The 25,789-nt window shown below is 51.9% G+C and carries 30 protein-coding genes and 1 pseudogene; 9 read left to right on the top strand and 22 right to left on the bottom strand.

What is annotated here, in order from left to right; translation table 11 throughout:
* The first annotated feature begins 359 nt into the window (after window positions 1–359).
* The 3 genes from OGX95_RS09345 to OGX95_RS09355 all read left to right on the top strand — a co-directional run bounded on the left by OGX95_RS09345 (window position 360) and on the right by OGX95_RS09355 (window position 3,007).
* Complete coding sequence (locus tag OGX95_RS09345) at window positions 360–1,055, top strand: phosphohydrolase (protein WP_286629234.1); 696 nt, start codon at window positions 360–362, stop codon at window positions 1,053–1,055.
* A 73-nt stretch (window positions 1,056–1,128) separates the two neighbouring features.
* On the top strand, window positions 1,129–2,559 hold the full coding sequence (locus OGX95_RS09350) for a DNA cytosine methyltransferase (protein ID WP_286629235.1): 1,431 nt from the start codon (window positions 1,129–1,131) through the stop codon (window positions 2,557–2,559).
* Window positions 2,540–3,007, top strand: coding sequence for a very short patch repair endonuclease (locus OGX95_RS09355; RefSeq protein ID WP_286629236.1), 468 nt, complete (start codon window positions 2,540–2,542; stop codon window positions 3,005–3,007). The genes OGX95_RS09350 and OGX95_RS09355 overlap by 20 nt, the downstream gene beginning before the upstream one ends.
* On the opposite strand, the gene yedA is transcribed toward OGX95_RS09355, so the two are convergent.
* Complete coding sequence (gene yedA, locus OGX95_RS09360) at window positions 2,999–3,919, bottom strand: drug/metabolite exporter YedA (RefSeq protein ID WP_286629237.1); 921 nt, start codon at window positions 3,917–3,919, stop codon at window positions 2,999–3,001. The two genes, OGX95_RS09355 and yedA, sit on opposite strands and share 9 nt — an antisense overlap.
* A 178-nt stretch (window positions 3,920–4,097) precedes the next feature.
* On the opposite strand from yedA, the gene OGX95_RS09365 reads away from it, so the two are divergent.
* Entirely contained in the window at window positions 4,098–5,009 is a 912-nt protein-coding gene (locus tag OGX95_RS09365; protein ID WP_353655421.1) for a DUF808 domain-containing protein, read from the top strand.
* Between the two features lie 77 nt (window positions 5,010–5,086).
* The gene (locus OGX95_RS09370; protein WP_061068109.1) at window positions 5,087–5,269 is read left to right on the top strand and encodes a YodC family protein; all 183 of its coding nucleotides are present in this window, start codon (window positions 5,087–5,089) and stop codon (window positions 5,267–5,269) included.
* A 206-nt stretch (window positions 5,270–5,475) separates the two neighbouring features.
* Here OGX95_RS09370 and yodD read toward each other — a convergent pair whose 3' ends face one another.
* Window positions 5,476–5,703, bottom strand: a complete 228-nt coding sequence (yodD, locus tag OGX95_RS09375; RefSeq protein ID WP_137381521.1) for a YodD family peroxide/acid resistance protein — start codon at window positions 5,701–5,703, stop codon at window positions 5,476–5,478.
* Between the two features lie 162 nt (window positions 5,704–5,865).
* Here yodD and dsrB point away from each other — a divergent pair, with 162 nt between their 5' ends.
* Window positions 5,866–6,054, top strand: a complete 189-nt coding sequence (gene dsrB, locus OGX95_RS09380) for a protein DsrB (RefSeq protein WP_005127768.1) — start codon at window positions 5,866–5,868, stop codon at window positions 6,052–6,054.
* Between the two features lie 47 nt (window positions 6,055–6,101).
* Here dsrB and rcsA read toward each other — a convergent pair whose 3' ends face one another.
* From rcsA to fliF, 14 genes and pseudogenes are all read right to left on the bottom strand, one after another.
* Window positions 6,102–6,725 carry a transcriptional regulator RcsA gene (gene rcsA, locus OGX95_RS09385; RefSeq protein ID WP_286629238.1) on the bottom strand — a complete coding sequence of 208 codons (624 nt, stop codon included), beginning with the start codon at window positions 6,723–6,725 and terminating at the stop codon, window positions 6,102–6,104.
* Window positions 6,726–6,954: 229 nt separating this feature from the next.
* Window positions 6,955–7,798, bottom strand: a pseudogene (gene fliR, locus OGX95_RS09390) (flagellar biosynthetic protein FliR).
* Between the two features lie 8 nt (window positions 7,799–7,806).
* Window positions 7,807–8,076, bottom strand: coding sequence for a flagellar biosynthesis protein FliQ (gene fliQ / locus OGX95_RS09395; protein ID WP_003030425.1), 270 nt, complete (start codon window positions 8,074–8,076; stop codon window positions 7,807–7,809).
* Window positions 8,077–8,085: 9 nt separating this feature from the next.
* Window positions 8,086–8,823, bottom strand: a complete 738-nt coding sequence (gene fliP / locus OGX95_RS09400) for a flagellar type III secretion system pore protein FliP (RefSeq protein WP_005127763.1) — start codon at window positions 8,821–8,823, stop codon at window positions 8,086–8,088.
* Entirely contained in the window at window positions 8,823–9,197 is a 375-nt protein-coding gene (gene fliO, locus OGX95_RS09405) for a flagellar biosynthetic protein FliO (protein ID WP_286629240.1), read from the bottom strand. The genes fliP and fliO overlap by 1 nt, the downstream gene beginning before the upstream one ends.
* A 2-nt stretch (window positions 9,198–9,199) precedes the next feature.
* Window positions 9,200–9,613, bottom strand: a complete 414-nt coding sequence (gene fliN / locus OGX95_RS09410) for a flagellar motor switch protein FliN (protein ID WP_005127761.1) — start codon at window positions 9,611–9,613, stop codon at window positions 9,200–9,202.
* On the bottom strand, window positions 9,610–10,614 hold the full coding sequence (gene fliM, locus OGX95_RS09415) for a flagellar motor switch protein FliM (RefSeq protein WP_003030434.1): 1,005 nt from the start codon (window positions 10,612–10,614) through the stop codon (window positions 9,610–9,612). The genes fliN and fliM overlap by 4 nt, the downstream gene beginning before the upstream one ends.
* Window positions 10,615–10,618: 4 nt before the next feature.
* Window positions 10,619–11,086 (bottom strand): flagellar basal body-associated protein FliL, encoded by a 468-nt coding sequence (gene fliL, locus OGX95_RS09420; protein ID WP_048211308.1) that lies wholly within the window; start codon window positions 11,084–11,086, stop codon window positions 10,619–10,621.
* Window positions 11,087–11,190: 104 nt separating this feature from the next.
* The gene (gene fliK, locus OGX95_RS09425) at window positions 11,191–12,408 is read right to left on the bottom strand and encodes a flagellar hook length control protein FliK (protein WP_286629241.1); all 1,218 of its coding nucleotides are present in this window, start codon (window positions 12,406–12,408) and stop codon (window positions 11,191–11,193) included.
* Window positions 12,405–12,848 carry a flagellar export protein FliJ gene (gene fliJ, locus OGX95_RS09430; RefSeq protein WP_005127756.1) on the bottom strand — a complete coding sequence of 148 codons (444 nt, stop codon included), beginning with the start codon at window positions 12,846–12,848 and terminating at the stop codon, window positions 12,405–12,407. The genes fliK and fliJ overlap by 4 nt, the downstream gene beginning before the upstream one ends.
* Before the next feature lie 21 nt (window positions 12,849–12,869).
* Entirely contained in the window at window positions 12,870–14,240 is a 1,371-nt protein-coding gene (gene fliI, locus OGX95_RS09435) for a flagellar protein export ATPase FliI (protein ID WP_286629242.1), read from the bottom strand.
* A complete protein-coding gene (fliH, locus tag OGX95_RS09440) occupies window positions 14,240–14,947 on the bottom strand; it encodes a flagellar assembly protein FliH (RefSeq protein ID WP_286629243.1) in 708 nt (235 codons plus the stop codon). The genes fliI and fliH overlap by 1 nt, the downstream gene beginning before the upstream one ends.
* Window positions 14,940–15,935 carry a flagellar motor switch protein FliG gene (fliG, locus tag OGX95_RS09445; RefSeq protein ID WP_048211311.1) on the bottom strand — a complete coding sequence of 332 codons (996 nt, stop codon included), beginning with the start codon at window positions 15,933–15,935 and terminating at the stop codon, window positions 14,940–14,942. Before fliG ends, fliH begins: the two co-directional genes overlap by 8 nt.
* Window positions 15,928–17,616: a flagellar basal-body MS-ring/collar protein FliF gene (gene fliF, locus OGX95_RS09450; protein WP_286629244.1), complete on the bottom strand. Its 1,689-nt coding sequence runs from the start codon at window positions 17,614–17,616 to the stop codon at window positions 15,928–15,930. The genes fliG and fliF overlap by 8 nt, the downstream gene beginning before the upstream one ends.
* Before the next feature lie 216 nt (window positions 17,617–17,832).
* Here fliF and fliE point away from each other — a divergent pair, with 216 nt between their 5' ends.
* Window positions 17,833–18,147, top strand: coding sequence for a flagellar hook-basal body complex protein FliE (gene fliE, locus OGX95_RS09455; protein ID WP_286629245.1), 315 nt, complete (start codon window positions 17,833–17,835; stop codon window positions 18,145–18,147).
* A gap of 54 nt (window positions 18,148–18,201) precedes the next feature.
* Here the strand turns inward: fliE and yedF are convergent, their stop codons facing one another.
* Window positions 18,202–18,435 carry a sulfurtransferase-like selenium metabolism protein YedF gene (gene yedF, locus OGX95_RS09460; RefSeq protein WP_000790504.1) on the bottom strand — a complete coding sequence of 78 codons (234 nt, stop codon included), beginning with the start codon at window positions 18,433–18,435 and terminating at the stop codon, window positions 18,202–18,204.
* On the bottom strand, window positions 18,432–19,685 hold the full coding sequence (gene yedE, locus OGX95_RS09465; RefSeq protein ID WP_353655423.1) for a selenium metabolism membrane protein YedE/FdhT: 1,254 nt from the start codon (window positions 19,683–19,685) through the stop codon (window positions 18,432–18,434). Before yedE ends, yedF begins: the two co-directional genes overlap by 4 nt.
* Window positions 19,686–19,822: 137 nt before the next feature.
* Between yedE and yedD the strand changes: the two genes are divergently transcribed.
* Complete coding sequence (gene yedD / locus OGX95_RS09470; protein WP_271450236.1) at window positions 19,823–20,236, top strand: lipoprotein YedD; 414 nt, start codon at window positions 19,823–19,825, stop codon at window positions 20,234–20,236.
* A 40-nt stretch (window positions 20,237–20,276) separates the two neighbouring features.
* Here yedD and amyA read toward each other — a convergent pair whose 3' ends face one another.
* The 4 genes from amyA to fliD form a co-directional block, all read right to left on the bottom strand.
* Window positions 20,277–21,764 (bottom strand): alpha-amylase, encoded by a 1,488-nt coding sequence (gene amyA, locus OGX95_RS09475; RefSeq protein ID WP_286629246.1) that lies wholly within the window; start codon window positions 21,762–21,764, stop codon window positions 20,277–20,279.
* Between the two features lie 68 nt (window positions 21,765–21,832).
* Window positions 21,833–22,204: a flagella biosynthesis regulatory protein FliT gene (gene fliT, locus OGX95_RS09480; protein WP_005127745.1), complete on the bottom strand. Its 372-nt coding sequence runs from the start codon at window positions 22,202–22,204 to the stop codon at window positions 21,833–21,835.
* Window positions 22,204–22,611, bottom strand: a complete 408-nt coding sequence (gene fliS / locus OGX95_RS09485) for a flagellar export chaperone FliS (RefSeq protein ID WP_005127744.1) — start codon at window positions 22,609–22,611, stop codon at window positions 22,204–22,206. The genes fliT and fliS overlap by 1 nt, the downstream gene beginning before the upstream one ends.
* Before the next feature lie 15 nt (window positions 22,612–22,626).
* The gene (fliD, locus tag OGX95_RS09490) at window positions 22,627–24,030 is read right to left on the bottom strand and encodes a flagellar filament capping protein FliD (protein WP_286629247.1); all 1,404 of its coding nucleotides are present in this window, start codon (window positions 24,028–24,030) and stop codon (window positions 22,627–22,629) included.
* 255 nt (window positions 24,031–24,285) lie between these two features.
* On the opposite strand from fliD, the gene OGX95_RS09495 reads away from it, so the two are divergent.
* Entirely contained in the window at window positions 24,286–25,782 is a 1,497-nt protein-coding gene (locus tag OGX95_RS09495; protein WP_286629248.1) for a FliC/FljB family flagellin, read from the top strand.
* Window positions 25,783–25,789 lie beyond the last annotated feature (7 nt).

The raw sequence follows: 25,789 nt of genomic DNA on the forward strand, positions 1-25,789 counted from the left end.
GCTTTATCCGAAAAGCTATATTTGGATACTATTCTATGAAGTTCATTTGTTTTGAAATATAACGTGTAACAAATGTATTTAAAAGATTTCAAAATGTTTCTATTTGGTTTTTTTATATTTATTTTATATGTTTTTTATTTTTGCATTTGCCATGTAAATTAAATATCTATCAGTAGCTTATGATTTTTTATGGTTTATATTTAATTTGTATTAAATTCGATTTTATTATGGCTTGTCTGGTCGTATTTATAATCAAAAGGTTCTGGTGAAGATTCATCATGATTAATAATTTGATATTATGAAAATTGTAAGATAATTTATATTGTATATATATGCCCGTCGCGTTCGTGAGGAATAGCATGGAGTTACACTACTGGCAGTCGCAATTTGAAGTATGGTTGCGCAAAAATCATCACGGGCAGGATGCTGCCCATGATATTTTTCATTTTCGTCGGGTGTGGATGACGTCACAGCAGCTGAGTACGGATGTAACCGTTGACTGGCTGGTGGTTCTGACCGCATGTTATTTCCATGACCTTATCAGTTTGCCGAAAAACCATCCCGATCGTCATCGTTCGTCGCTACTGGCCGCGCAGGAAACCTGTCGTGTACTGTCACAGGAATTTCCTGAATTTCCTCAGGATCGGCTACATGCGGTGAGTCATGCTATTGCTGCGCACAGTTTTAGCGCAAAAATTACGCCCACTACCCTTGAAGCCAAAATCGTTCAGGATGCCGATCGACTTGAGGCGCTCGGTGCTATCGGTCTGGCGCGTGTGTTCGCCGTTTCTGGCTCGCTGGGTGTGGCATTGTTTGATGCGGAGGATCCGTTTGCCCGGCAGCGCAACCTGGATGATAAACAGTACGCGCTCGATCATTTCCAGACCAAACTGCTGACGTTGCCACTGACAATGCAAACCGAACACGGGCGGCATCTGGCGCAGCATAATGCTGACTTCTTATTGACGTATATGGCGAAACTCAGTGCAGAATTAAAAGGAGAATATGAAATGTTGGATCTTGCGGCGATTCAACCCTTTAAAGCATATCAGTAGTCATCACGGCTGAAACGTCAATCGCGCCAATTTATGTTAACCTGTCGACTATCCATTTCGGCCGGTTAAACGTATGCAGGATAATTTTTCAGTAACAGGCACCATGAACTTGATGACAGATGATACCGGGATCCCCGTGCAGGTGATGTTGGCTAAATTGCTTGAGATTTATGACGTGAAAACGCTGGTGGCTCATCTTAATGGCGTTGGTGAGCATCACTGGAGCCCGGCCATCTTCAAGCGCGTGGTTGCGAACGAGACATGGCACCGCCTGAGCGATCGTGAATTTGCCCACCTGAAGACCTTACTACCGACGCCGCCTGCACATCATCCGCAGTATGCTTTTCGCTTTATCGACCTTTTTGCCGGAATAGGCGGGATTCGCCGTGGTTTCGAAGCGATAGGCGGGCAGTGTGTGTTTACCAGTGAATGGAACAAACATGCTGTTCGCACCTATAAAGCGAACAACTATTGTGATCCTGAGCAGCACCATTTTAATGAAGATATTCGCGATATCACCCTCAGCCATCATGAGGGGGTAAGTGACGAGCAGGCTGCAGAGCATATTCGTCAACACATTCCCGATCATGATGTCCTGCTGGCCGGCTTCCCTTGCCAGCCATTTTCTCTGGCGGGTGTATCAAAGAAAAACGCGTTAGGACGCGCCCACGGTTTTGCGTGCGATACGCAAGGCACACTTTTTTTTGACGTGGTGCGAATCATTGATGCGCGTCGACCAGCGATATTTGTGCTCGAAAACGTCAAAAATCTGAAAAGTCATGATCAGGGGAAAACCTTTCGCATCATCATGCAAACGCTGGATGAACTGGGCTATGACGTGGCGGATGCAGCAGATAATGGCCCGGATGACCCGAAAATTATCGATGGGCAACATTTTTTACCCCAGCATCGCGAACGTATTGTGCTCGTCGGTTTTCGCCGGGATCTGAACCTGAAGTCAGACTTTACGTTACGCGATATTGTCAGCCGCTACCCTCAGCGTCGAACGACGCTCGCAGAGCTGCTTGAACCGACCGTTGATGCGAAATATGTGCTGACACCGGTGCTGTGGAAATACCTGTATCGCTATGCGAAAAAACATCAGGCACGGGGTAATGGGTTTGGTTACGGTATGGTCTATCCCGGCAACCCCGATAGCGTAACGCGTACATTATCCGCACGTTACTATAAGGATGGGGCAGAAATTTTGATAGACCGCGGCTGGGATATGGCGCTGGGTGAACAGGATTTCGATGATCCCGCCAATCAGCGACATCGCCCTCGTCGATTAACGCCCAGAGAGTGCGCACGCCTGATGGGGTTTGAGTCTCCTCAGGGGTGCCAGTTTCGCATTCCGGTATCAGATACCCAGGCTTACCGCCAGTTCGGTAATTCGGTGGTCGTCCCGGCATTTGCGGCGGTAGCCAAACTGCTGGAGCCGAAGATCAAACAGGCGGTTGCGCTACGCGAGAAAGAACAGCAGCATGGCAGACGTTCACGATAAGGCGACGCGCAGTAAAAATATGCGGGCGATAGGGACCCGCGATACGGCGATCGAAAAACGTCTGGCCAACATACTGACGGATCAAGGGGTAACGTTTCGTGTGCAGGATGCGACGTTACCTGGTCGTCCCGATTTTGTGGTGGATGACTATCAGTGTGTGATTTTTACCCATGGCTGTTTCTGGCATCATCACAACTGCTATCTCTTTAAAGTCCCGGCAACCCGTACGGCGTTCTGGCTGGAGAAGATTGGAAAAAACGTGGAACGTGATAAGCGGGACTGCGATAAATTGCAGGCGTTGGGATGGCGGGTCTTGATTGTCTGGGAATGCGCCCTGCGTGGGCGTGAGAAATTGGGTAACGAGGCACTGTCTGAACGGGTTATCGAATGGATCTGCGGCGGCGGAGCCACCGCGCAGATCGACACTCAGGGTATTCATTTACTGTAACGACTTTTCCGATGAGGCTGCGACCGCGTCCGCTTTGACAGGGAATAAGTATTTCCCCAGCGTCACCAATACCACGGCAAAAACAATGACCCCGAGCGCCAGCCACTCGATCAACGCCAGGTTTTCACCTCCCAGGCCCGTACCTAACAGAACCGCCACCACTGGATTGACGTAGGCATAGCTGGTCGCCAAAGCCGGGCTTACATTACGGATAAGGAACATATAAGCGTTAATCGCAATAATTGATCCGAACAGAGCGAGGTATGCCACCGCCATAAAACCGGAGAAGGTTGGCATCGTGGTCAGCTTTTCTCCACAGAGCAGCGATGCGCACATCAGCACAATACCCGCGGCTAACATTTCAATGGCACCGGCCATCATGCCAACGGGTAAGGTGATACGTGAGCCGTACACGGAGCCAAACGCCCAGCTCATTGAACCAATCAGGATTAATACCGCCCCCCAGGGATTACCACTCAAGTTACCACCGCTGTTAAGCATGATGATCCCGGCGAGTCCAATGGCGATCCCTATCCATTCCAGTTTGCGTGTTTTGATGCCAAAAAAGTGGCTAAAGCACAGGGTAAACAGCGGGACGGTAGCAACCACCACAGCGGCAATACCGGAAGGGACGTTTTGATGTTCTGCGACAGTAACGAGGCCATTGCCCACCGCCAATAGCAGGATACCAATCAGTGCCGCATTCAGGAGCGGGCGCAGTGGTGGCAGCTTATGTCCGCGAATCAGTAAAAATGCGGTTAATAAAATGCCTGCAGAGAGAAAGCGCACGCCAGCCATCATCAACGGCGGCCAACTTTCAACACCAATGCGAATAACGAAGTACGTGGAACCCCAAATGATGTACAGCGCGAAGAGCGCACTGAAAAGTGGTAACAATTGCCTGAAACGCATAATCCCTCACGGTGGAAATAAAAAGGTGCAACATAGTAAACGTCAAAACTATCATGCTGGCGAGATTTATAATTGCCTGCCGTTGTTAAATATTTGTTGACCAGAAAGGCCAGTTTCAGCATGGCGTGTTTTACTTCATACTTATGACTGCAAAAAAATAATATTGAGGATTAAAATTTTGGCAGGAAGTAGCTTACTCACCTTGCTTGATGACATCGCCACGCTTCTGGACGATATCTCAATGATGGGAAAACTGGCCGCGAAAAAAACGGCGGGTGTGCTGGGAGACGATTTGTCGCTTAACGCGCAACAGGTATCGGGCGTGCGGGCGAACCGCGAGCTTCCGGTGGTCTGGAGTGTGGCTAAAGGATCTTTCGTCAACAAAGTTATCCTGGTGCCGCTGGCGCTATTGATCAGCGCCTTTATTCCATGGGCGATCACGCCCTTATTGATGATTGGTGGGGCGTTCCTCTGTTTTGAGGGGGTGGAAAAAGTGCTTCACACCCTGGAAGCGCGAAAACACCAGGAAACGCCAGAAGAACGACAGCAGCGTCTGACATCTCTTGCCGCACAGGACCCGCTGACGTTTGAGAAAGATAAAATCAAAGGGGCGGTACGTACTGACTTTATTTTATCTGCGGAGATTGTGGCCATTACGCTGGGTATTGTGGCGGATGCACCGTTGTTGAATCAGGTACTGGTTTTGTCGGGTATCGCTTTGGTGGTGACCGTTGGCGTGTATGGTCTGGTCGGTATTATTGTGAAGCTCGATGATATTGGCTACTGGCTGGCAGAAAAGCGCAGCGCACTTGCTCAGGCTCTGGGGAAGGGATTGCTGGTGGTTGCTCCCTGGCTCATGAAATCACTTTCCGTGGTTGGCACGCTGGCGATGTTTTTAGTTGGCGGCGGCATTGTGGTACACGGCATTGCACCGCTGCATCATGCGATTGAGCATTTTGCCCAGCAACAGAGTTCATTCATTGCACTCATGCTTCCGACCCTGCTTAATCTGGTGCTCGGCTTTATTATTGGTGGGATCGTGGTAATGCTGGTAAACATGGTGGCCAGATTACGCGGAGTTTCGCACTAATTGTCGCGTGGTAGATTACGCAAAACGTCTCTTTGTCGTCTAAGGTGAAAAGGTTTCTCTTGATACAGGAGGCAGGTATGGTCTTTTCTGTCAGTGAGGAAGTCACCGCGAAAGAGGGTGGCCCACGCATGATCGTTACCGGGTATGCCAGTGGAATGGTGGAGTGCCGCTGGTATGACGGTTTTGGCGTCAAACGGGAGGCATTTCGTGAAGATGAACTGGTTCCTGGCGAACGCAGTCCGCTACGCCAGGATGCCTGAATATCACAGGCTGGCGTAACCTGGTGATCTCTCAACCATTAGTTATATTTATCATTTTGGTGAGAATTATTTACTTGTCAGGCAAAAAAATTGCAGATAAGGTTGGTTTCGCATCAGATTTCCTGGTGTAACGAATTTTCAAGTGCTTCTTGCATAAGCAAGCTTGATCCCGGCCCGATAAGGGCCGGGATTTTTTTCGCCCAAAGTCAGCGATTGATCTCCGTCACGCTAAAATCATGGATATCAAGCTCGAACGCGTCGGCCAGTTCATGCCATGTATGATAATCCCGGCCATCAACGCTGACACGATCGGGGTCATCATGGCTGCGGTGAATTTCGCTTTCGCAGATTTCGTTGATAGCTTTCAATAGTGCGTCCACATCGACGCTGACTTCACGTTTGGCCGTATCGCTGTACTCTTTCGCGGTTTTCATCCTCATACCTCTCAACCGTTAAGGATACCGGAGCACGTATCAGAATCTCTGATACGTACAAGTTAAGTATAGACCGTCGAGAAAACCCGCAATCACGCGAGCAGGGCGCTGCCAGGAAAAGGAATTTGTTCTACACTGGCACAAAGCCACAGGAGGAAAACGATGAAGGTGAATGATCGGGTTACAGTCAAAACGGACGGCGGGCCGCGTCGGCCAGGCCGGGTACTGGCGATTGAAGAGTTTAGTGAAGGCACCATGTACCTGGTTTCTCTGGAAGACTACCCGCTCGGTATCTGGTTCTTTAATGAGTCAGGCCATCAGGATGGTATCTTTGTGGAAAAGGTGGAGTAATTCAGGTGCTGATTCTGACTGGTGGCGAACCCACCAGTCAGAACGTCCTAACGCATGTTCACAAAGATACCATTGGTGACGTTATCCGTGAGTCGTACAACGTGATAGATAACTTGCTTATTATGTGTCTTGATCTTTCGTTTTATATTCCCCTTATGAGATGAAACTGTCTTCGCTTTGATATTCATTTGATCGGATATCTGTATTGTTCCCTGACCGGCCATCCACATACGTAGCATACTGGATTCGGTGCGGCTTAATGATAGTGTTGGCAGGTTCACATCAATGATAATATCCACTTCCTTTTTCAGAATATCGCCAAGAAGTTCATCCAGTGAATCTGGTTTAATCGACTTAGAGCTGATTAATAAATTCTTTCTTACTAAGAGATACTCATCAAAATGGACATTGGCAATTGCCATAAACACAATAAATAAAGTGCTGGGATGTTGATTAATGATTTGCTTAATTCGCTGGCTGTTGTCCGGATCGTGAATAAAGCAGTCTTCATTAATAAACACCACAGACGGCTGCAGTGAGACACAGGCGATGCTGAGCTCATCAACGCTTGAAATATCGTTGATTTCCCTTTTCTTCACCCCTCGACTTACCAGATATCCGGTCAACCCTAGTCGGGTGTAACTGCATAAATCCATAATAATCGTTGACATGGCATACCCTCACTCAATGCGTAACGATAATTCCCCTTACCTGATTATTTCATCACAACTAAACGGAATAATAACGACCCAATATGACGCTTTCGCTGTTTTCAGGCGAATTTACTATCCCGTAAAGTTGCGTATAATTTGCCAGGAAACATCTTAAAGTAAAGTAAATGTTGCGTTATGTGAGTGAGGCAAAAACAAATAAACCGCGACAGCGTTATCCTGGTGGATGTTACCTGTATTTGGATTTAGGACAATCCTTAGTAAAACAGGATAAAAAATAAGGGTTATTATTTTGAAGGCATTTCACTAATGATGTCAGCCAACAAATTAAAAATCTCACTGAATAAGCGCTCACAGAAGGGCGCAATTAATGGCATTAGCGCGGCCATTAATGAAATACCCACGGTCAGGGTGAGTGGGAAACCAATGACAAATATCGATAGCTGTGGCGCCATACGGTTTAACAAACCGAGTGCGAGGTTGAGTGTGAGCAGCAGTGTCATCACCGGCAGAGCCAGCATCAGGCCATTGAGGAAGATAAGCCCTCCCGCCCGCGCCAGCGCGAGAAAGGCATTACTATTAACCGGATGGCCACCGATAGGCAGAGTATGGAAGGTATCCACCAACAGTGAGATAAGCCACAAGTGACCATTAAAAGTGAGGAACAGCAGCATCGCCAGCAAATCTATCAGACGTGCCAGAACGGGCATATTCAGGCGACTGCCCGGGTCGAAGAAGGTTGCGAAGGAGAGACCCATTTGCAGCCCGATGATTTCCCCGGCGGTACGCACCGCGGCAAACGCAAATTGCATGGTGAACCCTAACGCGATGCCAATCAGGATTTGCTGCATCACCTGCCATATCGCGCCGACAGAAAAGATAGGCACGTTTACGGGGGGAAGCAGCGGAGCGATAACCATGGTAATCATCAACCCCAGCCCCAGTTTTACTCGCTTGGGGATGGCGCGTTCACTGAGTATCGGAGCCGTTGAAATGAGCGCCAGTATGCGCAGCAGGGGCCAGAAGTAAAGATTCAGCCAGTGGAGCCACTCAACGCTGGTCACCTGCAACATAGCGTCGCTTACCCGATGATGTAGGGGATATTGCTGAACAGCGTACGCACGTAGTCGAGCAGCAAGTTAAGCATCCACGGACCTGCAACGATGATGGCAATAAAGACCGCGACTATTTTCGGAATGAAGGACAGCGTCATTTCGTTAATCTGGGTTGCCGCCTGCAGGATACTGATGATAAGACCCGTGACGAGGGCAACCAGCAACAAAGGTGCGGCAAGGGCGAGGGCGACTTTCATCGCCTCAGTGCCCATCATCATGACCGATTCAGGAGTCATTTCGCGCCTCTAACTGTAAAAGCTTTGTGCCAGCGAGCCGACAAGCAACTGCCAACCGTCAACCAGCACAAACAGCATGAGCTTGAATGGGAGTGCAATGGTAGCAGGAGGCACCATCATCATCCCGAGCGCCATCAGCACGCTGGCGATAACCAGATCGATTATCAGAAATGGAATGAAAATGGTAAAACCTATCTGGAATGCCGTTTTCAACTCACTGGTAACATAAGCTGGCAGCAAAATGCGCATCGGCACGGCTTCAGGCCCCTGTAACGGGCCGCTGTTTGCCAGGCGGGCGAACAGGGCCAGATCGGCTTCACGGGTCTGACGCAGCATAAACTCACGCAACGGCTGTGCCCCTTTCTCCATGGCTTCCTGCATGGAGATCTTCTCTTCGCTGAAGGGTTGATACGCATCAACGTAGATTTTGTCGATCACCGGCGACATGATGAAGAAAGTCAAAAACAGCGCCAGTCCAAGTAAAACCTGGTTCGGCGGTGCTGACGGTGTTCCCAGCGCATTACGTAACAGACCAAACACGATGATGATACGGGTGAAGCTGGTCATCATCAGCAAAATAGCAGGCAGGAACGTCAGCGAGGTGATAAACACCAGCGTTTGGACGGGCAACGTCCAGCTTTGTCCGCCACCGGGCAGCGGTTGGCTAACCAGACCCGGTAGTTGGGCCAGGGCTGCTGGGCTGAAAAGCCACAAACCCGTCAGCGTGAGGGATAACAAACGGCGCATCAGGATCTCCCAGGACGCTTCAGCAAACTCTTCATCATGGCCTGGAAATCCGCAGGGGAGGCCGCTTTTTCTTCTGCACTGGCAGGTGCCGGGGGAAGGGTATGCAGAACGTTGATCTGCGACGCTGTAACGCCCAACACCAGACGTGCGTCTTCGACCTCTACAATTACCACCCGCTCACGTGGGCCTAATGAGGTACTGGCTGAAACTTTCAGTCCACGCGTACTGACGCTTTTGGGAGCAAATCCCAGGCGCTTAATCAGCCAGGCGGCGCCCAGGATCAACACAATGATCCCCAGCAGCGCACCGCTGACCTGCACTAACGGTGAACCTGGTACAGTAGCAGGCTGAGAGACGGTGGCCTGGGTGTTCATCGTTAACGGCTCAGACGGCGCATACGTTCAGATGGGGTAATAATGTCGGTAATACGTACACCGTATTTATCTGCGACTACCACAACTTCACCCTGAGCAATCAAATAACCGTTGATCAGAATATCCAGCGGCTCGCCCGCCAGACCGTCCAGCGCGACGACCGAACCCTGCGTCAGGCGCAGCAGCTCTTTGATGGTCATGCGGGTGCGGCCCAATTCAACGGTCAGCTTGACCGGAATATCCATGATCAGGTCGATATCCTGCAGCGCACCGCTGACGTCGCCGCCACCTAACTGCTGGAATACCGCATCGGCCGCACTTTTGGTGGTCGTCGTTTTTTGCTCGTTTAACGCGTCAGCCCACAGATCGTCCAATGCACCAGTGTTCTCATCGGACGGATTATTCATGTCACTCATTTGGGCTGTTCCTCATTCAGCGAATTCAAAATCGGGTTTATCAAATGTTCTACGCGTAGCGCATACTGACCATTTACGGTGCCATATTGGCTGGTCAGCACAGGCACGCCGTCCACATGAGCAATAATGCGGTCGGGTTTTTCAATTGGCAGTACATCGCCGGGTTTCAGTTTCAAAATCTGGGACAGCCGCAACGGAATGTCAGCAAAGTTTGCTACCAGTTCCAGCTCAGAATGCTGAACCTGACGCACCAGATTATTGCGCCAGTTCTGATCTTCATTACGCGAGTTTTCCAGCGGTGGGTTTACCAGCAGTTCGCGTAAAGGCTCAATCATGCTGAATGGCAGACAGATGTTAAATTCACCCGTCAGGTTGCCGATTTCAACGTGGAACGGGGTGTTCACCACGATGTCATTCGGGGAGGTGGTGATATTCGTAAACTTCACCTGCATCTCGGAACGGACATATTCCACTTCCAGCGGGTTGATCGCTTTCCACGCGTCGCTGTAGCTTTCCAGCGCCAGTTTCAGCATACGGTTGATCACGCGTTGTTCAGTGTGCGTAAATTCACGGCCTTCAACTTTCGTCGGGAAACGACCATCGCCGCCAAACAGGTTATCTACGGCGATAAACACCAGACTCGGTGAGAACACCACCAGACCCGTACCGCGCAGCGGCTTCAGGTGGATTAAGTTCAGGTTGGTCGGAACCGGTAAGTTACGCGCAAACTCGTGGTAGGGCTGGATACGGATCGCGCCCACGGTAATATCCGGGCTGCGGCGTAGCAGGTTAAATAACCCCATACGGAACTGGCGCGCAAAGCGTTCGTTAATGATCTCCAGCGCCTGCAAACGTTCACGAACGACGCGGCGCTGGGTGTTGGGATCGTAAGGACGAATATCGCTTTCTTTTGCGATACCGGAAATGGGTTCGTCTTTAGTTTCGCTATCGCCGTTAAGCAACGCGTCGATTTCAGCCTGAGAAAGAATACTGTCGCCCATGTCTTTACCGCAGAATAAAAGCTGTATAAAGAACGTCGGTGACAACCTGTTTCGGCTGCCCGACAACGAGCGGAGTCGCGAGCGTCTCTTTGATAGCGGCAATCAGCTGCTGTTTGCCTTCTTCTGTTGCGAGCGTGGCTGCGTTCTGGCGGGAGAACAATAACAGCAGACGGCTGCGCACTTCTGGCAGATATTCGTTCAGACGTGAACGTGTCGCCTCGTCTTTCATACGCAGTGTGATACCGATATACAGCACGCGATCCGCATCACCTAAATTGACGGTAAACGTATCCAGTGCAAAGAACACTGGGGCAGGCGGTGGAGCCGGTTCCGCTTTTACGCTGGCGGACGGCTGCTGCTGCATGCGCCAGTAGCTATAGCCCGCAGTAGCGAGGGCGGCGAGAGTAATTAACACCAGCAGAGGGATCCAAATAGCGCGTTTACTCTTTTTGTTAATCGCGGAGTCAGTCATCAGATACGGGCTTCCTGTTTCGGTACAGCTTATAGGCTGATTATCCCGTGTCCTGACCACGACAAAGCGTGGAAAAGACGCGGATAATCATGCTACCTCTGGCGTTAGGCGAAGATGTCTACTGCACCATCACCGCGAGCTGCGGCTTGCAGTGCAGCAGGTGTGGCCAGAACAGCATCATCTTCGGGCGCAAAAATATCTTGTCCATGCGCACGCCCAGCCTGTTGTTGCTGTGAAGACGACTGTTGCTGGCCAGCGAAGCTTTCGCTGCTGATACTGCTTTGCCCCAGTTGGATCCCGCTTTCAGCCAACTGCGTGCGCAGCATGGGTAATGCCGCTTCCAGCGCCGCGCGAACGTGGCTATGAGGCGAGACCATTTGCAGTTGCGCCATGTTGTCATCGAGCTTGAGGGAAATCTGCACTTGCCCCAGATCCTGCGGATGCAAGCGCAGTTCCGCACTTTGCTGGCCTTGTCGGGTGAACAGCGTGACGTGCTGACTCAGTGATTGCTGCCATTCATGGCTTCCCAGCGGGGCACTCAATACCGGTGCCGCGGCGATCGGTAACGGCTGCGCATGTGTCTGTGTGCCAGCCAGCGGAGCTATTGTTGCGCCAACGCTTGTTGGTGATGGTGAACTTTCAATCTCCGCCCGCGTGGCTGCCGCTGCCGTTAATGGGGTTAAACCAGCATTGTTGGTCTGATCCACGCCACTGGCATGCATCGCTGTATCTGCTTTACCTTTTTTCCCTTCACCGCTCAGTAATTCACTGGCGCTATCGGCAGTCGTGCTGGGGGTATTACCCCGTAACAGCACTGACAGCGTCGCATCCGCCGGGGCTGGCGTTGCATCAACGGCCGGAGTGGTTATCTGTTGCCCCGGTAGCATAGCGAACAGCGCACTCAGGTTGGCGAGATCGTCATCGCTCAGACGGGCTATTTTTTCATCCTGCTGTGCGGTTTTGCCCAGTGTCGTCAGGGCATTAACCTTCAATGACGGCGTGAGTGCAGACAGCAACTGTTGTGCATCAGTCAGGTCGGCCAGCGATGCCTCGGTTTGGACCTCTTTTTGTGCCAGCAGATCGGCTAAGTTTACCGTCTGCGTGGTATCACCATTCTTTTGCAATACCCCTTTTTGCAGTTTGCTACCTGCGGCCTGTAAATCGGCCAGTGACAGCGGGGCGTCTTTACCCTGTGCATCGCCTGCACCTAGTGCACCTGCCAGCAGCGCTAAAAAATCTTCGGGGGAACCTACCGCTTTGCCAGACTGAAGACCTGCGGCTACGTCGGTGTCGGTGGTAATCAGTTGGGGTAAAGTAATCATTCGGGTTTCCTCATAGCTGCACGCTGAGCAAATTCATCCATTTTTTTCTGATCCAGGCGGTTTTCAGCCAGTAAAGCGGCTGTGGTTTGCCTGTCCTGCAGCGTCTGCCATGCCTGCAGTCGCTGCTTTTTATCGCGCCAACTGCTCAACGCCTGATCTACTTTCTGCGTCCATTGGTTGAGTTGTTGGCGATGTTGCTCAATCGCTTTTTCCAGCGTCTGAATAAATTGTTGATAGTTAATCCAGCGATTACTGGTAATACCCTGACCCATATCGCTATTAAGGTTGTTGCGATATTCATGCTGATAATCGATCAGCATCTTCAACTGCTCTTCCGCCTGCTGACATCCGCGGCGCATCTCGCCTAATAAGATTGCCGCATCATCGACTTCTTTTTCAGCCAGGTCTTTAAGTGTTGCCAGCGCACCATGTTGTGCCATGACCTATGCTCTCCTGCTTAATCACACACCAGGGAAAATCAGATCCAAAGCCTGCAGGGAGTCTTCCCAGTCGGCTCGTTCAAAGATGCCTTGCTGTAAAAATGCTTCCAGCTGTGGCCATAAGGCAATGGCTTTATCCAACATGGGATCGCTGCCTTTGGCGTAGGCTCCTACGCTGACCAGATCGCGGTTACGCTGGAAACTGGACAGTAGCTGCTTAAAATTGCGCACCCGCGCATAATGTTGCTCGCTGATTAATGCGGTCATTGCGCGGCTGATTGAGGCTTCAATATCAATGGCTGGATAGTGACCCGCTTCTGCCAGATGACGGGACAGGACAATATGGCCGTCGAGAATGGCACGGGCGGAGTCAGCAATAGGGTCCTGTTGGTCATCGCCTTCGGTCAGTACGGTATAAAATGCGGTTACGGAACCGCCGCCATGAATACCGTTTCCGGCCCGTTCAACCAGTGCGGGTAATTTAGCAAACACCGACGGCGGATAGCCTTTCGTTGCCGGAGGTTCGCCGATCGCCAGGGCAATTTCACGCTGCGCCATCGCATAACGGGTGAGGGAATCCATAATCAGCAGCACGTGCTGACCGCGGTCGCGAAAATCTTCGGCGATGCGAGTGGCGTAGGCTGCTCCCTGCATACGCAACAGTGGGGAAACGTCCGCCGGGGCGGCAATCACCACCGATCGCGCACGTCCCTCGGCGCCAAGAATATTTTCAATAAAATCTTTAACTTCGCGTCCACGCTCGCCAATCAGACCGACTACAATGACGTCAGCCTGGGTATAGCGTGCCATCATGCCGAGCAGGACGCTTTTACCCACACCGGAACCGGCGAAAAGCCCCATTCGCTGACCGCGACCGACGGTTAACAGCGCATTGATGGGACGCACGCCGGTATCCAGCACGTGCTCAATCGGGGTACGTTGTAGAGGGTTAAACGGCGGGGTGATTAGCGCCCCTGTTTCCGTGGTGTCGGGTGCTGGCAGCCCATCAAGCGGCTTCCCGCTGCCATCGAGAACACGCCCAAGCAGGGCAGGGCCCAGCGGTAATTGTTTCCCGCTTTGCAGCCCTTCGCCGGCGATGTTTTTCGCGTAAACGCGCGCACCCGGCAGAACGCCTTCGACCTCTTCGAGCGGCATCAGAAACAGGCGTTGACCATTAAAGCCAACCACTTCGCTTTCGACTTCCTGGGTTTCGTTGCCATCCTGACGCTCAATAACGCAGGTGGCGCCCAGCGGTAACTGCAGACCCGTGGCTTCCAGTACCAGCCCGGTGGCGCGGGTCAGACGCCCGTAACGACGCACCGCAGGCAGCAGCGACATTTTCTCTTCGAAGTTGTCCAGCGTGTTGAGCCAGCGAGTCAGGCGAGTGGTCATTACACGACTCCCGGCGCTGCCAGACGGCAGAGCTCTTGCCAGCGGGTTGCAACACTGGCGTCCAGATCGCCTTCGTCAGCAGAGACTTTACAACCACCATGATGCAGCGTTGGATCGCCACGCAGTCGCCAGCCGTGCAGGCTGAGGGTCGCCCCCAGCATCTCTTCCACCCGCTGCAGATCGTCCGGATGGACGCGCAACTGCGGTTTACCGCTAAACAGCGGCTCCTGTTGCAACAGCTGTTGGATTTGCTTAATGAGTGCAGCATTATCCACAATGGGTGTCTGGCCGATAACCTGGCGCGCCGCTTCCAGTGCCATTTGCATCAGGCGCGATGCAATGACGCTGTCCAGGGCATCCAGTGTATTCTGAAACTCGCTGACCAGTTGCTGCATGCGGGCATGAATCGGCGCATGTTGGGCGCGAGCCTGGTTCTGACCTTGTTCCAGCCCCTGGGCCAGTCCGTCCTGATAACCTTGTTCGTGTCCTTTTTGCCGACCTTCAGCCAGGCCGGCGTTATATCCTTGCTCATGGGCCTGGAGCTGCATTTGCGCCAACTGCTGCTCAAGCTGTTGTTCAGCAGATAGCTGTGGCACTTCTGTCTCGTCGGACGGCTGATCGTCGGTATGATCGGCCAATACGAACTCCGCCATTGGCGGGGCGAGGTCGTCAGGCGTCCAGACTCTCCATGGCAGATCGTTAGACATAGGTATCCTCGCCGCTGCCGATCACCATCTCGCCGGTTTCGGCCAGACGACGTACGATAAGCAGAATCGCTTTCTGTTCGTTTTCCACCTGCGACAAACGCACCGGACCGCGGTTGGCAAGATCGTCGCGCAGGATATCGGCGGCACGCTGCGACATGTTGCGCAGGAACTTCTCGCGCAATGGTTGCTCGGCACCTTTCAGGGCTATCAGCAGCGATTCGGAATCCACTTCCTGCAACAGACGCTGGATGCTGCGATCGTCGACATCCACCAGATTTTCGAACAGGAACATCTCGTCGATAATTTTCTGCGCCAGCTCGCCGTCGAATTCGCGCACCGCGGTAATAACCGCTTCTTCCTGCTGCGTCTTCATCAGGTTGATAATTTCTGCTGCTGTTCTCACGCCGCCCATTTTGCTGCGCTTGAGGTTCTGGCCATCGAGCAATCCGTTCAGCACTTCGGTCAGTTCTGCCAGCGCGGCAGGCTGTACGCCGCCGAAAGTAGCGATACGCAGCATGACATCGTGGCGTAAACGCTCGTCGAACAGCGCCAGAATATCGGCGGCCTGGCCGCGTTTGAGGTGAACCAGAATGGTGGCGATAATCTGTGGGTGCTCGTCGCGAATAAGATCGGCGGCGCTCTGTGGCTCCATAAAGTTGAGCGTTTCAATGCCGCTGGTGGTGTCTCGAGTTTCCAGAATGTCTTCCAGCAGGCTGGAGGCACGTTCTTCGCCCAACGCTTTTACCAGCACGGAGCGCAGGTATTCGTTGGCGTTGATGTTCAGTGCGGCAAACTGCTCGGCTTCTTGTTCAAATTCGGCCAGAACCTCCGTCAACTGCTTGTTGGAAATCTGACGCACGTTGGCCATTGCCGTACTGAGGGCCTGCACTTCGCGCGTGGAAAGGTGCTTAAAGACCTCCGCCGCGCGATCTTCGCCAATGGTCATCAATAAGATGACGCTTTTATCGGTGCCGCTAAGATTACTCATGTTCGTTATTTATCCACTGGCGAATGACCAGCGCCACGACGCGCGGATCGTTATCTGACATTTCACGGATACGCTGGCTCATGACTTCAGCACCCAGACGCTGGTTGTTGCGGCGCTGCTGGGTCTGCTCGTCTTTGCTGAGGCGAACTTCAACCGCTTCTTCCGTTTCCTGGCGAAGACGGGTTTGTTCTTGTGCGGCTTTGACCTCTTCGCTGCGACGCATCAACTGCGGACGAACCGCTTTACGCCACAGGATCCAGGCCACCAGCAGAACCAGTAACCAACGACCGGCTACCATCAGCTGTTCAATAAAGGACTGCTGTTGCCAGAACGGAAGCTCTCCACCCGTGTCATCACTTGCGGTGAAGGGTGAGTTCACGACATTCAGGGTATCGCCGCGTTTTTCAGAGAAGCCCATGGCCTCGCGGGTCAGGTCCTCAATTTGTTTCATTTGGTCAGCGGTTAATGGCAGCGGTTTGCCATCCGGTAACGTTTTATAGTTGACCACTACCGCCACCGACAGGCGCTGTACATCACCCACATTCATCTTGGTGTGACGAATGGTACGGTCAACTTCATAGTTGCTGGTTTCATTACGCTGCGTGCTGCGCGGGCCGGCATTGGCGTTATTCGCCGTTTGGGCGGTTTGCGCGGTTTGCGCATTCTGCGCATTTTGCTGATTTGCCGGTGGTGTATTAATCGGGGCCGTATTCGCCGGTGCGGGCTGGTTAGACAGTGCGCCCGGTACGCCGCCAGGCGCTCCGCTTCCTATCTGCTCGCTGACGTTAAGCTGGCGTGAACGCAGTACCGCTTGTGAATCGTCGCCGTTTGGGCTGTACTTTTCTTCGGTTTGTTCTTTGTTGGCGAAATCCAGCTGTGCAGTAACCTGCGCATGTACGTTGCCATTACCGACAATTGGCGACAGGATTGATTCAATACGACGCTGAACGCGACCTTCAACATCGCTGGCATATTTCAGTTGCGCATCGTTCAGGTCGCGGCTGCTGGTGTTCGACTGGGTTAACAGATGTCCGGCCTGATCGACCAGCGTCACGTTGCCCGGCGGCAAGCCTGCGACAGCGCTGGAGACCAGATGCGTTACTGCGCTAATCTGACCTTCGTCCAGAGCTCGACCCGGTTCCAGGTTTACCGTGACGGAGGCAGAAGGGGCCTTTTGTTCACGGACGAACAGTGACGGCTTGGGCATCGCAAGATGGACACGGGCGCGTTTTACCGGTCCCAGTGTTTCAATGGTACGGGATAATTCGCCTTCCAGAGCTCGCTGGTAATTGACCTGCTCGCTAAACTGGCTGATACCAAACTTTTCCTGGTCCAGCAACTCAAAACCTACCGCGCCACCTTTCGGCAGCCCTTGTTGTGCCAGACGTAAACGCAGTTCGTGAACTTTATCAGCTGGGACTTCAATGGCGCCGCTTCCCTCAGTGAAACGATAAGGAACGTTCATCTGCGTCAGCTGCGTGACAATAGCGCCACCGTCCTGATCGGATAGGTTGCTGAACAGTGTGCGGTAGTCAGGTGTTTTGGCCCACAGGACCATCGCAACGATGATGGCGACGGCAGCGGCACCCGCCACAATCAGAGGGATTTTGGGATTCGCGCGCAGGCGATTTAACCACTCGAGAGGTTTTAGTTGGGTTGCAGTCGATGCTGTCGCACTCATCTCGCACCTCGTGGCTTATCGTGGACGGCGTTTTTTGCAAAGTGGAACAAGACTCACTCCCGGGTCAGCAAACTCGAAAAATTGACGGTCTCATTATTTGCGGTTTCGAATTTTTCTATGCGTTAAAAACCGAGGTTTTTTATCGTTATTTAGCGCCTTTATCTTATTGACGAACTGGTAATCTCTGCTACGTAAAAAATCATCCAGGGGATCAGAATGTCGGCAATACAGGGGATTGAAGGGGTTATCAGCCAGCTACAGGCCACGGCAATGTCAGCCAAAATGCAGGATTTGCAGCCACAATCGACCGTAAGCTTTGCCGGTCAGCTGCATGCGGCATTGGACAGAATCAGCGATGTGCAAACCGCCTCTCGCGTTCAGGCTGAAAAATTTACCCTGGGTGAACCAGGCATTGCGCTGAATGACGTGATGACCGATATGCAGAAAGCGTCGGTTTCGATGCAGATGGGCATTCAGGTGCGTAACAAACTGGTATCAGCCTACCAGGAAGTGATGTCGATGCAGGTGTAGGTGTACCGTGCAAAGAATGTTTGCCGGATAAGCGCAGCGCTATCCGGCCTACATTTATTTTTGAATCAGATAACGAATAGTTGGCCCATCCTGCTGAATATCCAGCACCGTATACCCATGGTTACGCGCATCCAGCGGAATATTGTTGATCGACTGCGGGCAATCGCTGACCACTTCCAGAATTTCACCTTTCTTCAGCTGCGGCATCGCCTCCAGCGTGGCGACCGCCGGGTAGGGACACGGTTCACCCACCATGTCGAGACGGTAATCAGGGACGATATTTTTCATGCGGATTCCTTAGCAGACGTCAGCCCGGCACGGCGAAAGAAACGCTTTTCCCAACCGATGATGAGCATCAATGCGATAAACAACAGCAGATAAGTCACCAACAGCCCGCCGAGCGGCCCAAAGGTGTCGAGCAGATTCACTTTATCCCAGCGGGTGGCAAGGGCAGGGGCAAAGTCATCCCAGTAGTAAGCCAGAAGGGTCGAGCCGATAACGTTACCCAGCCCCACCCACCAGTAGTGCACCTGGCCCTCAACCGCGCGGTACATCCAGCCGGTCTCACACCCACCCGCCAGCACGATACCGAAACCAAACAGTAAGCCGCCGATCACCGCATTGGGACCGGCCCACATAATCTTCGGCTCAACGCCCAGTTGCACATAGCTAAAGATACCAATGGCGCTCACCGCCATGCCGAAGATAATGGCTTTTGCCATATGGGTACGCCCGGAAATCCACAGATCGCGGAAGGCCGAGGTAAAGCAGATTTGCGCCCGTTCAATCAGCAGGCCGAACCCAACGCCAAACAACATGGCCAGACCCAGCTTCGGCTTGTCCATTGCGGTCAGTAGCGCCCAGCCGATCATGCCGATAAAGACCAGCATACCGAGGCGGAAACGACGACGTGCTTGTTCCGGTTTTTGCGTCAGTGGGGAGGCGGCGGAAACTTTCTGCATTTTGACCGGAATACGAAACATCGGTAGCAGAGTAAAGCGCGCGCCAAACCATGAGCCCATTGCCGTCGCCAGTGCGAAGAACCACGCATGCAGCGAGAACTGTGGAATACCGGTAAAAAACGCGGCAAGGTTACAGCCCATTGCCAGGCGGGCACCGAACCCGGCGATCATCCCGCCGACTACCGCCTGCAGAATGCGGATCCGACTGCGCGGCATGCGTAATTTGACGTTGTTGGCCCACAGTGCGGCAGCGAAACAGCCGCCGAACATACCGAGGATCATCATCCCGTCGATACGCGTCAGGGGCGAGCCTTCGAGGTGGATCAGTTTATAGTATCCCCACTCTTCGGCGTGCACGCCAAACAGTTGCAGGATTTGCCCACCCCAGCGGGTAAATTCGCCGGTAACGGCCCAGAAGGTTCCCGTAATGCCGAAATAATAAGTGGAGAGAATACCCGCTGCGATAACCGCAGGGGCAGGGGCCCAAAATTTAATTAACCAGGCCTGTTTGAAGTGTTGCCATGACATGCGTTTTGCCTCTGAACTCAGAAGGTATGTAACAAGAAGCGTGGATATTACACCGATCAGAATTTTTGACTATGAGTAATAAGAGGTAACACCGCCTGGATCAATCTTTCTCCAGGCTGCCGAAAGGCTGGCGACATCAAGGCTTTAATGCCACAATCCCCTTTTCTTCGCATGCAGGATGAATGATGAAAAAATTAGCAATCGTTGGTGCATTGTTGGTGCTTGCCGGCTGCGCCGAGGTACAAAATTATAATGATGTGGTGAAAACACCAGCCCCTGCCGGTCTGGCAGGATACTGGCAGTCTAAAGGTCCGCAGCGCGCGCTGGTGAGCCCGGAAGCGATCGCCAGTCTGATTGTCACGAAAGAGGGGGATACGTTGGATTGCCGTCAGTGGCAGCGAGTGATTGCCGTCCCCGGAAAATTGACCATGCTCTCCGGTGATCTCACCAACGTGACGGTGAAACGCGAGCTGTATGAAATTGATCGCGATGGCAATACGCTGGATTATGACGGTATGACGCTGCAACGGGTAGATCGCCCGACGCTGGAGTGTGCCGAGGTGTTAAAGAAAACGCCGTTAGCCACACCACTGCCATAAGCGTGGCGCCCCGGTAGCCTGTCGCCACCGGGGTTAAGTGCTACAACACGTCTTCAATCACCCACACACTGACGCTGCCGCCATCGCAAAAAAACGTCGCCACGCCGTTTTCATCGGTCACTACACTTTCTTCGCGATTCCCCAGATAATCACGCCAGGTTTTATTGCCGTAATTTGCGCCAAGCGCGATGCTCTTTTCACCGTCATCACCATTGGACAGCACGACGACGCACCCGGGGTCATCATCCGTACCACTGCGACTAAAGGCGATACAGTTTGGATGATCAAAATAGAGTGTCTGTACGCCGTGGGCGAAGCGTTGGCGGGCCAGGATCAATTCATCAAGTTGTTCGATAATCGGCATGTCGATGGTGTAGGTTTCGCCATCCCCGCCAGTATCTTCATAGTGTGCACCGTAGAGATCGGGGTAGAACACCGACGGCACGCCGTTTTCGCGCAGCAGGATCAGCGCGTAGGCCAGCGGTTTAAACCACGCCTCGACCGGGGCTTCCAGCGCCTGTAACGGCTGGGTGTCATGGTTCGCAACCAGCGTCACCGCATGAAAGGGATCGGCCTCCACCAGCGTATCGGTGAAAATCTGGCTCATGTCGTAATCACGTCCCTGGCGGGACGCTTCGTGAAACTTCATTTGCAAAGGGGCATCAAACAGCATGGTTTTCCCCTCGACCTGGTTAATATAGGTTTGCAGTTTATCGACCTCATGGGACCAGTATTCCGCCACGATAAACAGCGGCCTGGGCGCGACTTCCTGGACGTGCTCGATCCACTCTTTATAGAACCACGCCGGGATGTGTTTGACGGCATCCAGGCGAAAACCATCGCAATGGGTTTGGTCCATCACCCAGCGCGCCCAGTATTTGAGCTCTTCGGTCACGGCATGATTGCGAAAATCGATATTTTCGCCCATCAGGTAGTCAAAGTTGCCCAGTTCGTCATCGACCTGATCGTTCCAGCCTTCGCCGGTATAATCATTAACGATTTTAAAAATGCCGTCCTCGGTGGGATTTTCAATATGATCGATGCCGCTGAAGCATTTGTAGTCCCAAATGAATTGAGAGTACTGACCCGCACGGGCAGGGAAGGTGTAGCGGGTCCAGGCCTCGCATTCGACGATCTGATCGTCAATCTGCGTGCGGTCATCGGCGTTTACGCGCTGAACCTGAATGTGCTCTTTCTCATCCGCGCCCATTTTATGGTTGACCACCACATCCAGCAGTACCGCGATATCGTTGTGCTTTAACGCGTCGATTGCCGCCAGTAACTGATTTTTATCGCCGTATTTGGTGGCAAGAGTGCCTTTCTGGTCGAATTCGCCTAAATCAAACAGATCGTAGGTGTCATAGCCAACGGAGTATCCGCCGGACGCACCTTTATAGGCGGGAGGTAGCCATACCATATTGATGCCGATATCGTTAAGTCCGTCCGCGCGCGCGGCGAGTTCCGACCAGAGCTGGCCGCCATCAGGGTAATACCAGTGGAAGTACTGCAATAAGGTGGGATTTTTCATCTTCCGTGCTCCAGAAGTCGTTTGGCCGACCTCTGGAGTATGGAAGATTATTCAGACGTAACGAGAAATTATTGTGGGGCAGTCGGGGCATCCGGAACCAGCAACATACCGGAAAGCCGACCGTAGGCGTTATTTAGCGTCTTCTGGCGGGTTGACTGACCGATCAGCGTGCTGAGTTCATCCAGACGCTGCTGCAGTAATGCTTTGAGCAACTGTTCGTTATCCAGCGTCTGTTTAATATACCCGGCAATCAAATCCTGAACGCTTCGCGTAATGCCTGATGGAGTTTGTTCTTCCATGACCACTTCAATACTTTGCAGATAGGTAACTTCCTGTTCCAGTAAAAGGTCCCATTCACCTCGCTGTGCCAGTTCCAGCAGCGAGTGACTGAGCAGCGCAATGCGCTGCCAACGGTTGATAAACTCCACGGCTGAGGTCATTAACGGGACTCCTGGGACGACGCGTTTGGTGAGATCTGTTTCCAGGCATCCGCGATGTTTCCGAGTAACCCTTCGACTTCTTCAATCGCCTGACAATCATTATTCAGATTTGCGTGCAATAAACGGCGAACCATATAGTCGTACAGCGAAGAAAGATGGGTGGCGATCTCTCCTCCTTTTTCGTGGTCCAGGCCCGCCTTCAGACCATTATCGATGATATTGATTGCCTTGCTTAATGCTTCACCTTTGGCAACGATATCGCCTTGCTGCATAAACAGACGAGCGCGCACCAGGGCGCTATGGGCGCCATCAAACAACATTTCGATCAACTGATGCGGGTTGGCGCTCATCACGGCGCTTTCCACGCTGACCTGTGCATAGGCTTTGGTACCGCTCGCGGTATACATGCTTACCTCGTGTTATCAGGAATTATTCATCGCTGAAAATTGTTGGCCCAGATAGGTACTGGTGCTGTTCAGCTTACTCATCATGGAATCGAGTTGGGTAAACTGTGCTTTATAGCGAGCCACGACTTCATCAATGCTATTACTCACGGTCAGATACTGCTTAGTCAGCAGTTTCAGATTGGCGTTAATATTGTCTTGCGCATTGTCGATAATACCGTCATCGGCCAGATAGCTTTTTACTTCGGTGGCAATCTTGGTGGTAATACCGGTTTCTTTGCCGTCACCAACCAGCAGTTCACGGGTAGCTGCTGTGTTATCTTTCAGTGCCTTAGCCAGTTTTTCTTCATCAATTTTTAACTTGCCAGTGCCGCCATCCTGAGTAATGCCAATCTCAGACATGGTTTTAAACGGAGACTCGCTGCCGCTGTTAGCAAATGGCGCACGAATACCGTTTTGAATGGTACGCAGAACGCTGTCGCCCAGTAACGCGCCGTTATCTGCACTGGCCGCTTCACCCGGTTCAACTTCTTTATATTTAGTCAGCGTACCAAAGGTATCGACCAGTGAGTTATAGGCTTCCACCCAGGCTTTGATTGCCGTTGTGGCCTTTTCATCACTTTTTGTTACCGTGATAGAGGCATCTTTTACTTCTTTGGTCAGCTGGAGCGTGATGCCCTGCGGTGCGTCGGTTACGGTATTGCTTTGACGTTCAATATCAATGCCATTGACGGTCAGTTGCGCATTTTGCGCACCGACCAGTTGCTTCATTTTCCCGCTGCCCGCTTTGCTGTCATAGGACAGTAAATCACTCAGTTTAGAATCATTCGATACTGAGATGGTCATTTCGCTTTCAGTGCCGCTTTCCGCGGTTAACACTAGCTGATAATCGTCTTCTTTAACCTTCACCAGACTGGCCGAAATACCGCTGTCCGCATCGTTAATGGCATCACGAATATCCTCCAGAGAGGTTTCGCCTTTGCCTAACTTGATTTCCAGAGGTTCTTTACGGCCCGGTTGTGAAATCGTTATGGTGCGTTCATCAACACTGGTATCGCCCAACTGCTCTTTGGTCGAGGTAATTTTTGCCGTAGTCGATAATGACTGTGCTTGTGCCAGTTGGGTCACGCTGACGGTATATTTACCGGGCGCAGCGCCTGCGGTGGTGCTGACTTTTAAATCTTCTGTGCTGCTGGTGGCCGTGGTGCTTTTAAACAGGTCGGCATTGTTCAGTGCGGTATTCGCCGTTTGAAATTTTTCTAATGCACTTTTCAGCGTACCGTACGCGGTCAGACGCGAGGTGTTAGCGCTCTGCTGCTGGGTAATCGGCGTTAAACGCTTTTTCTCAGCCGTGGTTAAGTTTGTCAGCAATGTATCCAGCGGTAAGTTCGAACCAACGCCCAGTGATGTAAATGAAGGCATGCCTAATTCCTTGTGATTGCAAACAGTAGTTAACCGCTTTATCGGCAATCTGCGCGCAAAGTTTAATAATAGTTTTGCAAAAATAATGCGCGGAATAGTGGTGCATATAGCGGGTATTTCCGGGGCTAAGAAAAAAATGGGCGGAAAGTAAAAATTTTCTAAAGTTCGAATTTAAGGTGCCGATACATGGGTTACGGTCAGAAACCGTGGGCAACAGCCCAATAACATCAAGTTGTAATTGATAAGGAAAAGATCATGGCACAAGTCATCAATACAAACAGCCTGTCGCTGTTGACCCAGAACAACCTGAACAAATCTCAGTCTTCTCTGAGCTCCGCTATTGAGCGTCTGTCTTCCGGTCTGCGTATCAACAGCGCGAAAGACGATGCTGCTGGTCAGGCGATTGCTAACCGCTTCACCTCTAACATCAAAGGTCTGACTCAGGCGTCCCGTAACGCTAACGATGGTATCTCCATCGCACAGACCACTGAAGGTTCTCTGTCTGAAATCAACAACAACCTGCAGCGTGTTCGTGAGCTGGCGGTTCAGTCTTCTACTGGTACCAACTCCCAGTCTGACCTCGACTCCATCCAGGCTGAAATCACTCAGCGTCTGAACGAAATCGACCGCGTTTCCGGTCAGACTCAGTTCAACGGCGTGAAAGTGCTGGCGAAAGACAACACCCTGACCATCCAGGTCGGTGCCAACGATGGCGAAACCATCGATATCAACCTGAAAGAAATCAACTCCAAAACTCTGGGGCTGGATAGCCTGAGCGTGCAGGATGGTTATAAGACTAGCGCTACAGTTGTAGGTGCAGCGACCTATAAAGACGATGTCGCTCTTACTGGACCTGCTCAAGGGTTAATTGATACTGCAGTTGGGGGAACTGCTGGTAAAGGTAAGGCGACAATTGAGTTTAAAGATGGTCAGCATTATATAAGCGTCACTGGTTCGGATGAAACGGACCCAACTAAAGGTGACGGCATGTACGCGGCGGTAATCGATGGATCAGGTGCAGTAACCTTTGGTGCTAAAGATGCAACAGGCATTACCAAAGCAGAAACTACAACCGTTACCAAAAAGCAGGTGGTCGATTCCCCGGCAGCTAAACCAGATACAACAGATGCAGCAAAAGCGCTGGCTGATGCAGGTGTTACTGGTGCAACTGATACCAATACCACTTTGGTGAAAATGTCTTTTGAAGACAAAAACGGTAAAGTGATTGATGGTGGCTATGCCTTGGAAAACAACGGCAAATACTATGCTGCTGATTATAAAGATGGCAAAATCACTGCTAAAACTGTTGCATACACTGACGATAAAGGTGTTAGCAAAGAAGCTGCTGTTCAGTTTGGTGGCGTGAACGGTAAAACTGAAATTGCCACCGTAGGTGGAAAACAGTATCTGGCATCCAGCGTAAAAGATCACAACTTTAAATCAGGTACAGCGCTGAACGAAATTGCTACTGCGAAAACCGACAGCCCGCTGGCGAAAATCGACGCGGCGCTGGCGAAAGTTGCTGACCTGCGTTCCGACCTGGGTGCGGTACAGAACCGTTTCAACTCTACCATCACCAACCTGGGTAACACCGTAAACAACCTGTCTGAAGCCCGTAGCCGTATCGAAGATGCTGACTACGCGACCGAAGTGTCCAACATGTCTCGTGCAAACATTCTGCAGCAGGCGGGTACTTCTGTTCTGGCGCAGGCAAACCAGACCACGCAGAACGTCCTGTCTCTGCTGCGTTAATTTACAC

This window comes from Citrobacter sp. Cu233 (genome assembly GCF_030332225.1).
GTDB lineage: Bacteria > Pseudomonadota > Gammaproteobacteria > Enterobacterales > Enterobacteriaceae > Citrobacter.

Bases quoted from the DNA above. Each gene is read 5' to 3' on its own strand.
- OGX95_RS09345 (WP_286629234.1), top strand. From the start codon at position 360: ATGGAGTTACACTACTGGCAGTCGCAATTTGAAGTATGGTTGCGCAAA.
- OGX95_RS09350 (WP_286629235.1), top strand. From the start codon at position 1,129: ATGCAGGATAATTTTTCAGTAACAGGCACCATGAACTTGATGACAGAT.
- OGX95_RS09355 (WP_286629236.1), top strand. From the start codon at position 2,540: ATGGCAGACGTTCACGATAAGGCGACGCGCAGTAAAAATATGCGGGCG.
- yedA (WP_286629237.1), bottom strand. From the start codon at position 3,919: ATGCGTTTCAGGCAATTGTTACCACTTTTCAGTGCGCTCTTCGCGCTG.
- OGX95_RS09370 (WP_061068109.1), top strand. From the start codon at position 5,087: ATGGTCTTTTCTGTCAGTGAGGAAGTCACCGCGAAAGAGGGTGGCCCA.
- yodD (WP_137381521.1), bottom strand. From the start codon at position 5,703: ATGAAAACCGCGAAAGAGTACAGCGATACGGCCAAACGTGAAGTCAGC.
- dsrB (WP_005127768.1), top strand. From the start codon at position 5,866: ATGAAGGTGAATGATCGGGTTACAGTCAAAACGGACGGCGGGCCGCGT.
- rcsA (WP_286629238.1), bottom strand. From the start codon at position 6,725: ATGTCAACGATTATTATGGATTTATGCAGTTACACCCGACTAGGGTTG.
- fliQ (WP_003030425.1), bottom strand. From the start codon at position 8,076: ATGACTCCTGAATCGGTCATGATGATGGGCACTGAGGCGATGAAAGTC.
- fliP (WP_005127763.1), bottom strand. From the start codon at position 8,823: ATGCGCCGTTTGTTATCCCTCACGCTGACGGGTTTGTGGCTTTTCAGC.
- fliO (WP_286629240.1), bottom strand. From the start codon at position 9,197: ATGAACACCCAGGCCACCGTCTCTCAGCCTGCTACTGTACCAGGTTCA.
- fliN (WP_005127761.1), bottom strand. From the start codon at position 9,613: ATGAGTGACATGAATAATCCGTCCGATGAGAACACTGGTGCATTGGAC.
- fliM (WP_003030434.1), bottom strand. From the start codon at position 10,614: ATGGGCGACAGTATTCTTTCTCAGGCTGAAATCGACGCGTTGCTTAAC.
- fliL (WP_048211308.1), bottom strand. From the start codon at position 11,086: ATGACTGACTCCGCGATTAACAAAAAGAGTAAACGCGCTATTTGGATC.
- fliK (WP_286629241.1), bottom strand. From the start codon at position 12,408: ATGATTACTTTACCCCAACTGATTACCACCGACACCGACGTAGCCGCA.
- fliJ (WP_005127756.1), bottom strand. From the start codon at position 12,848: ATGGCACAACATGGTGCGCTGGCAACACTTAAAGACCTGGCTGAAAAA.
- fliI (WP_286629242.1), bottom strand. From the start codon at position 14,240: ATGACCACTCGCCTGACTCGCTGGCTCAACACGCTGGACAACTTCGAA.
- fliH (WP_286629243.1), bottom strand. From the start codon at position 14,947: ATGTCTAACGATCTGCCATGGAGAGTCTGGACGCCTGACGACCTCGCC.
- fliG (WP_048211311.1), bottom strand. From the start codon at position 15,935: ATGAGTAATCTTAGCGGCACCGATAAAAGCGTCATCTTATTGATGACC.
- fliF (WP_286629244.1), bottom strand. From the start codon at position 17,616: ATGAGTGCGACAGCATCGACTGCAACCCAACTAAAACCTCTCGAGTGG.
- fliE (WP_286629245.1), top strand. From the start codon at position 17,833: ATGTCGGCAATACAGGGGATTGAAGGGGTTATCAGCCAGCTACAGGCC.
- yedF (WP_000790504.1), bottom strand. From the start codon at position 18,435: ATGAAAAATATCGTCCCTGATTACCGTCTCGACATGGTGGGTGAACCG.
- yedD (WP_271450236.1), top strand. From the start codon at position 19,823: ATGAAAAAATTAGCAATCGTTGGTGCATTGTTGGTGCTTGCCGGCTGC.
- amyA (WP_286629246.1), bottom strand. From the start codon at position 21,764: ATGAAAAATCCCACCTTATTGCAGTACTTCCACTGGTATTACCCTGAT.
- fliT (WP_005127745.1), bottom strand. From the start codon at position 22,204: ATGACCTCAGCCGTGGAGTTTATCAACCGTTGGCAGCGCATTGCGCTG.
- fliS (WP_005127744.1), bottom strand. From the start codon at position 22,611: ATGTATACCGCGAGCGGTACCAAAGCCTATGCACAGGTCAGCGTGGAA.
- fliD (WP_286629247.1), bottom strand. From the start codon at position 24,030: ATGCCTTCATTTACATCACTGGGCGTTGGTTCGAACTTACCGCTGGAT.
- OGX95_RS09495 (WP_286629248.1), top strand. From the start codon at position 24,286: ATGGCACAAGTCATCAATACAAACAGCCTGTCGCTGTTGACCCAGAAC.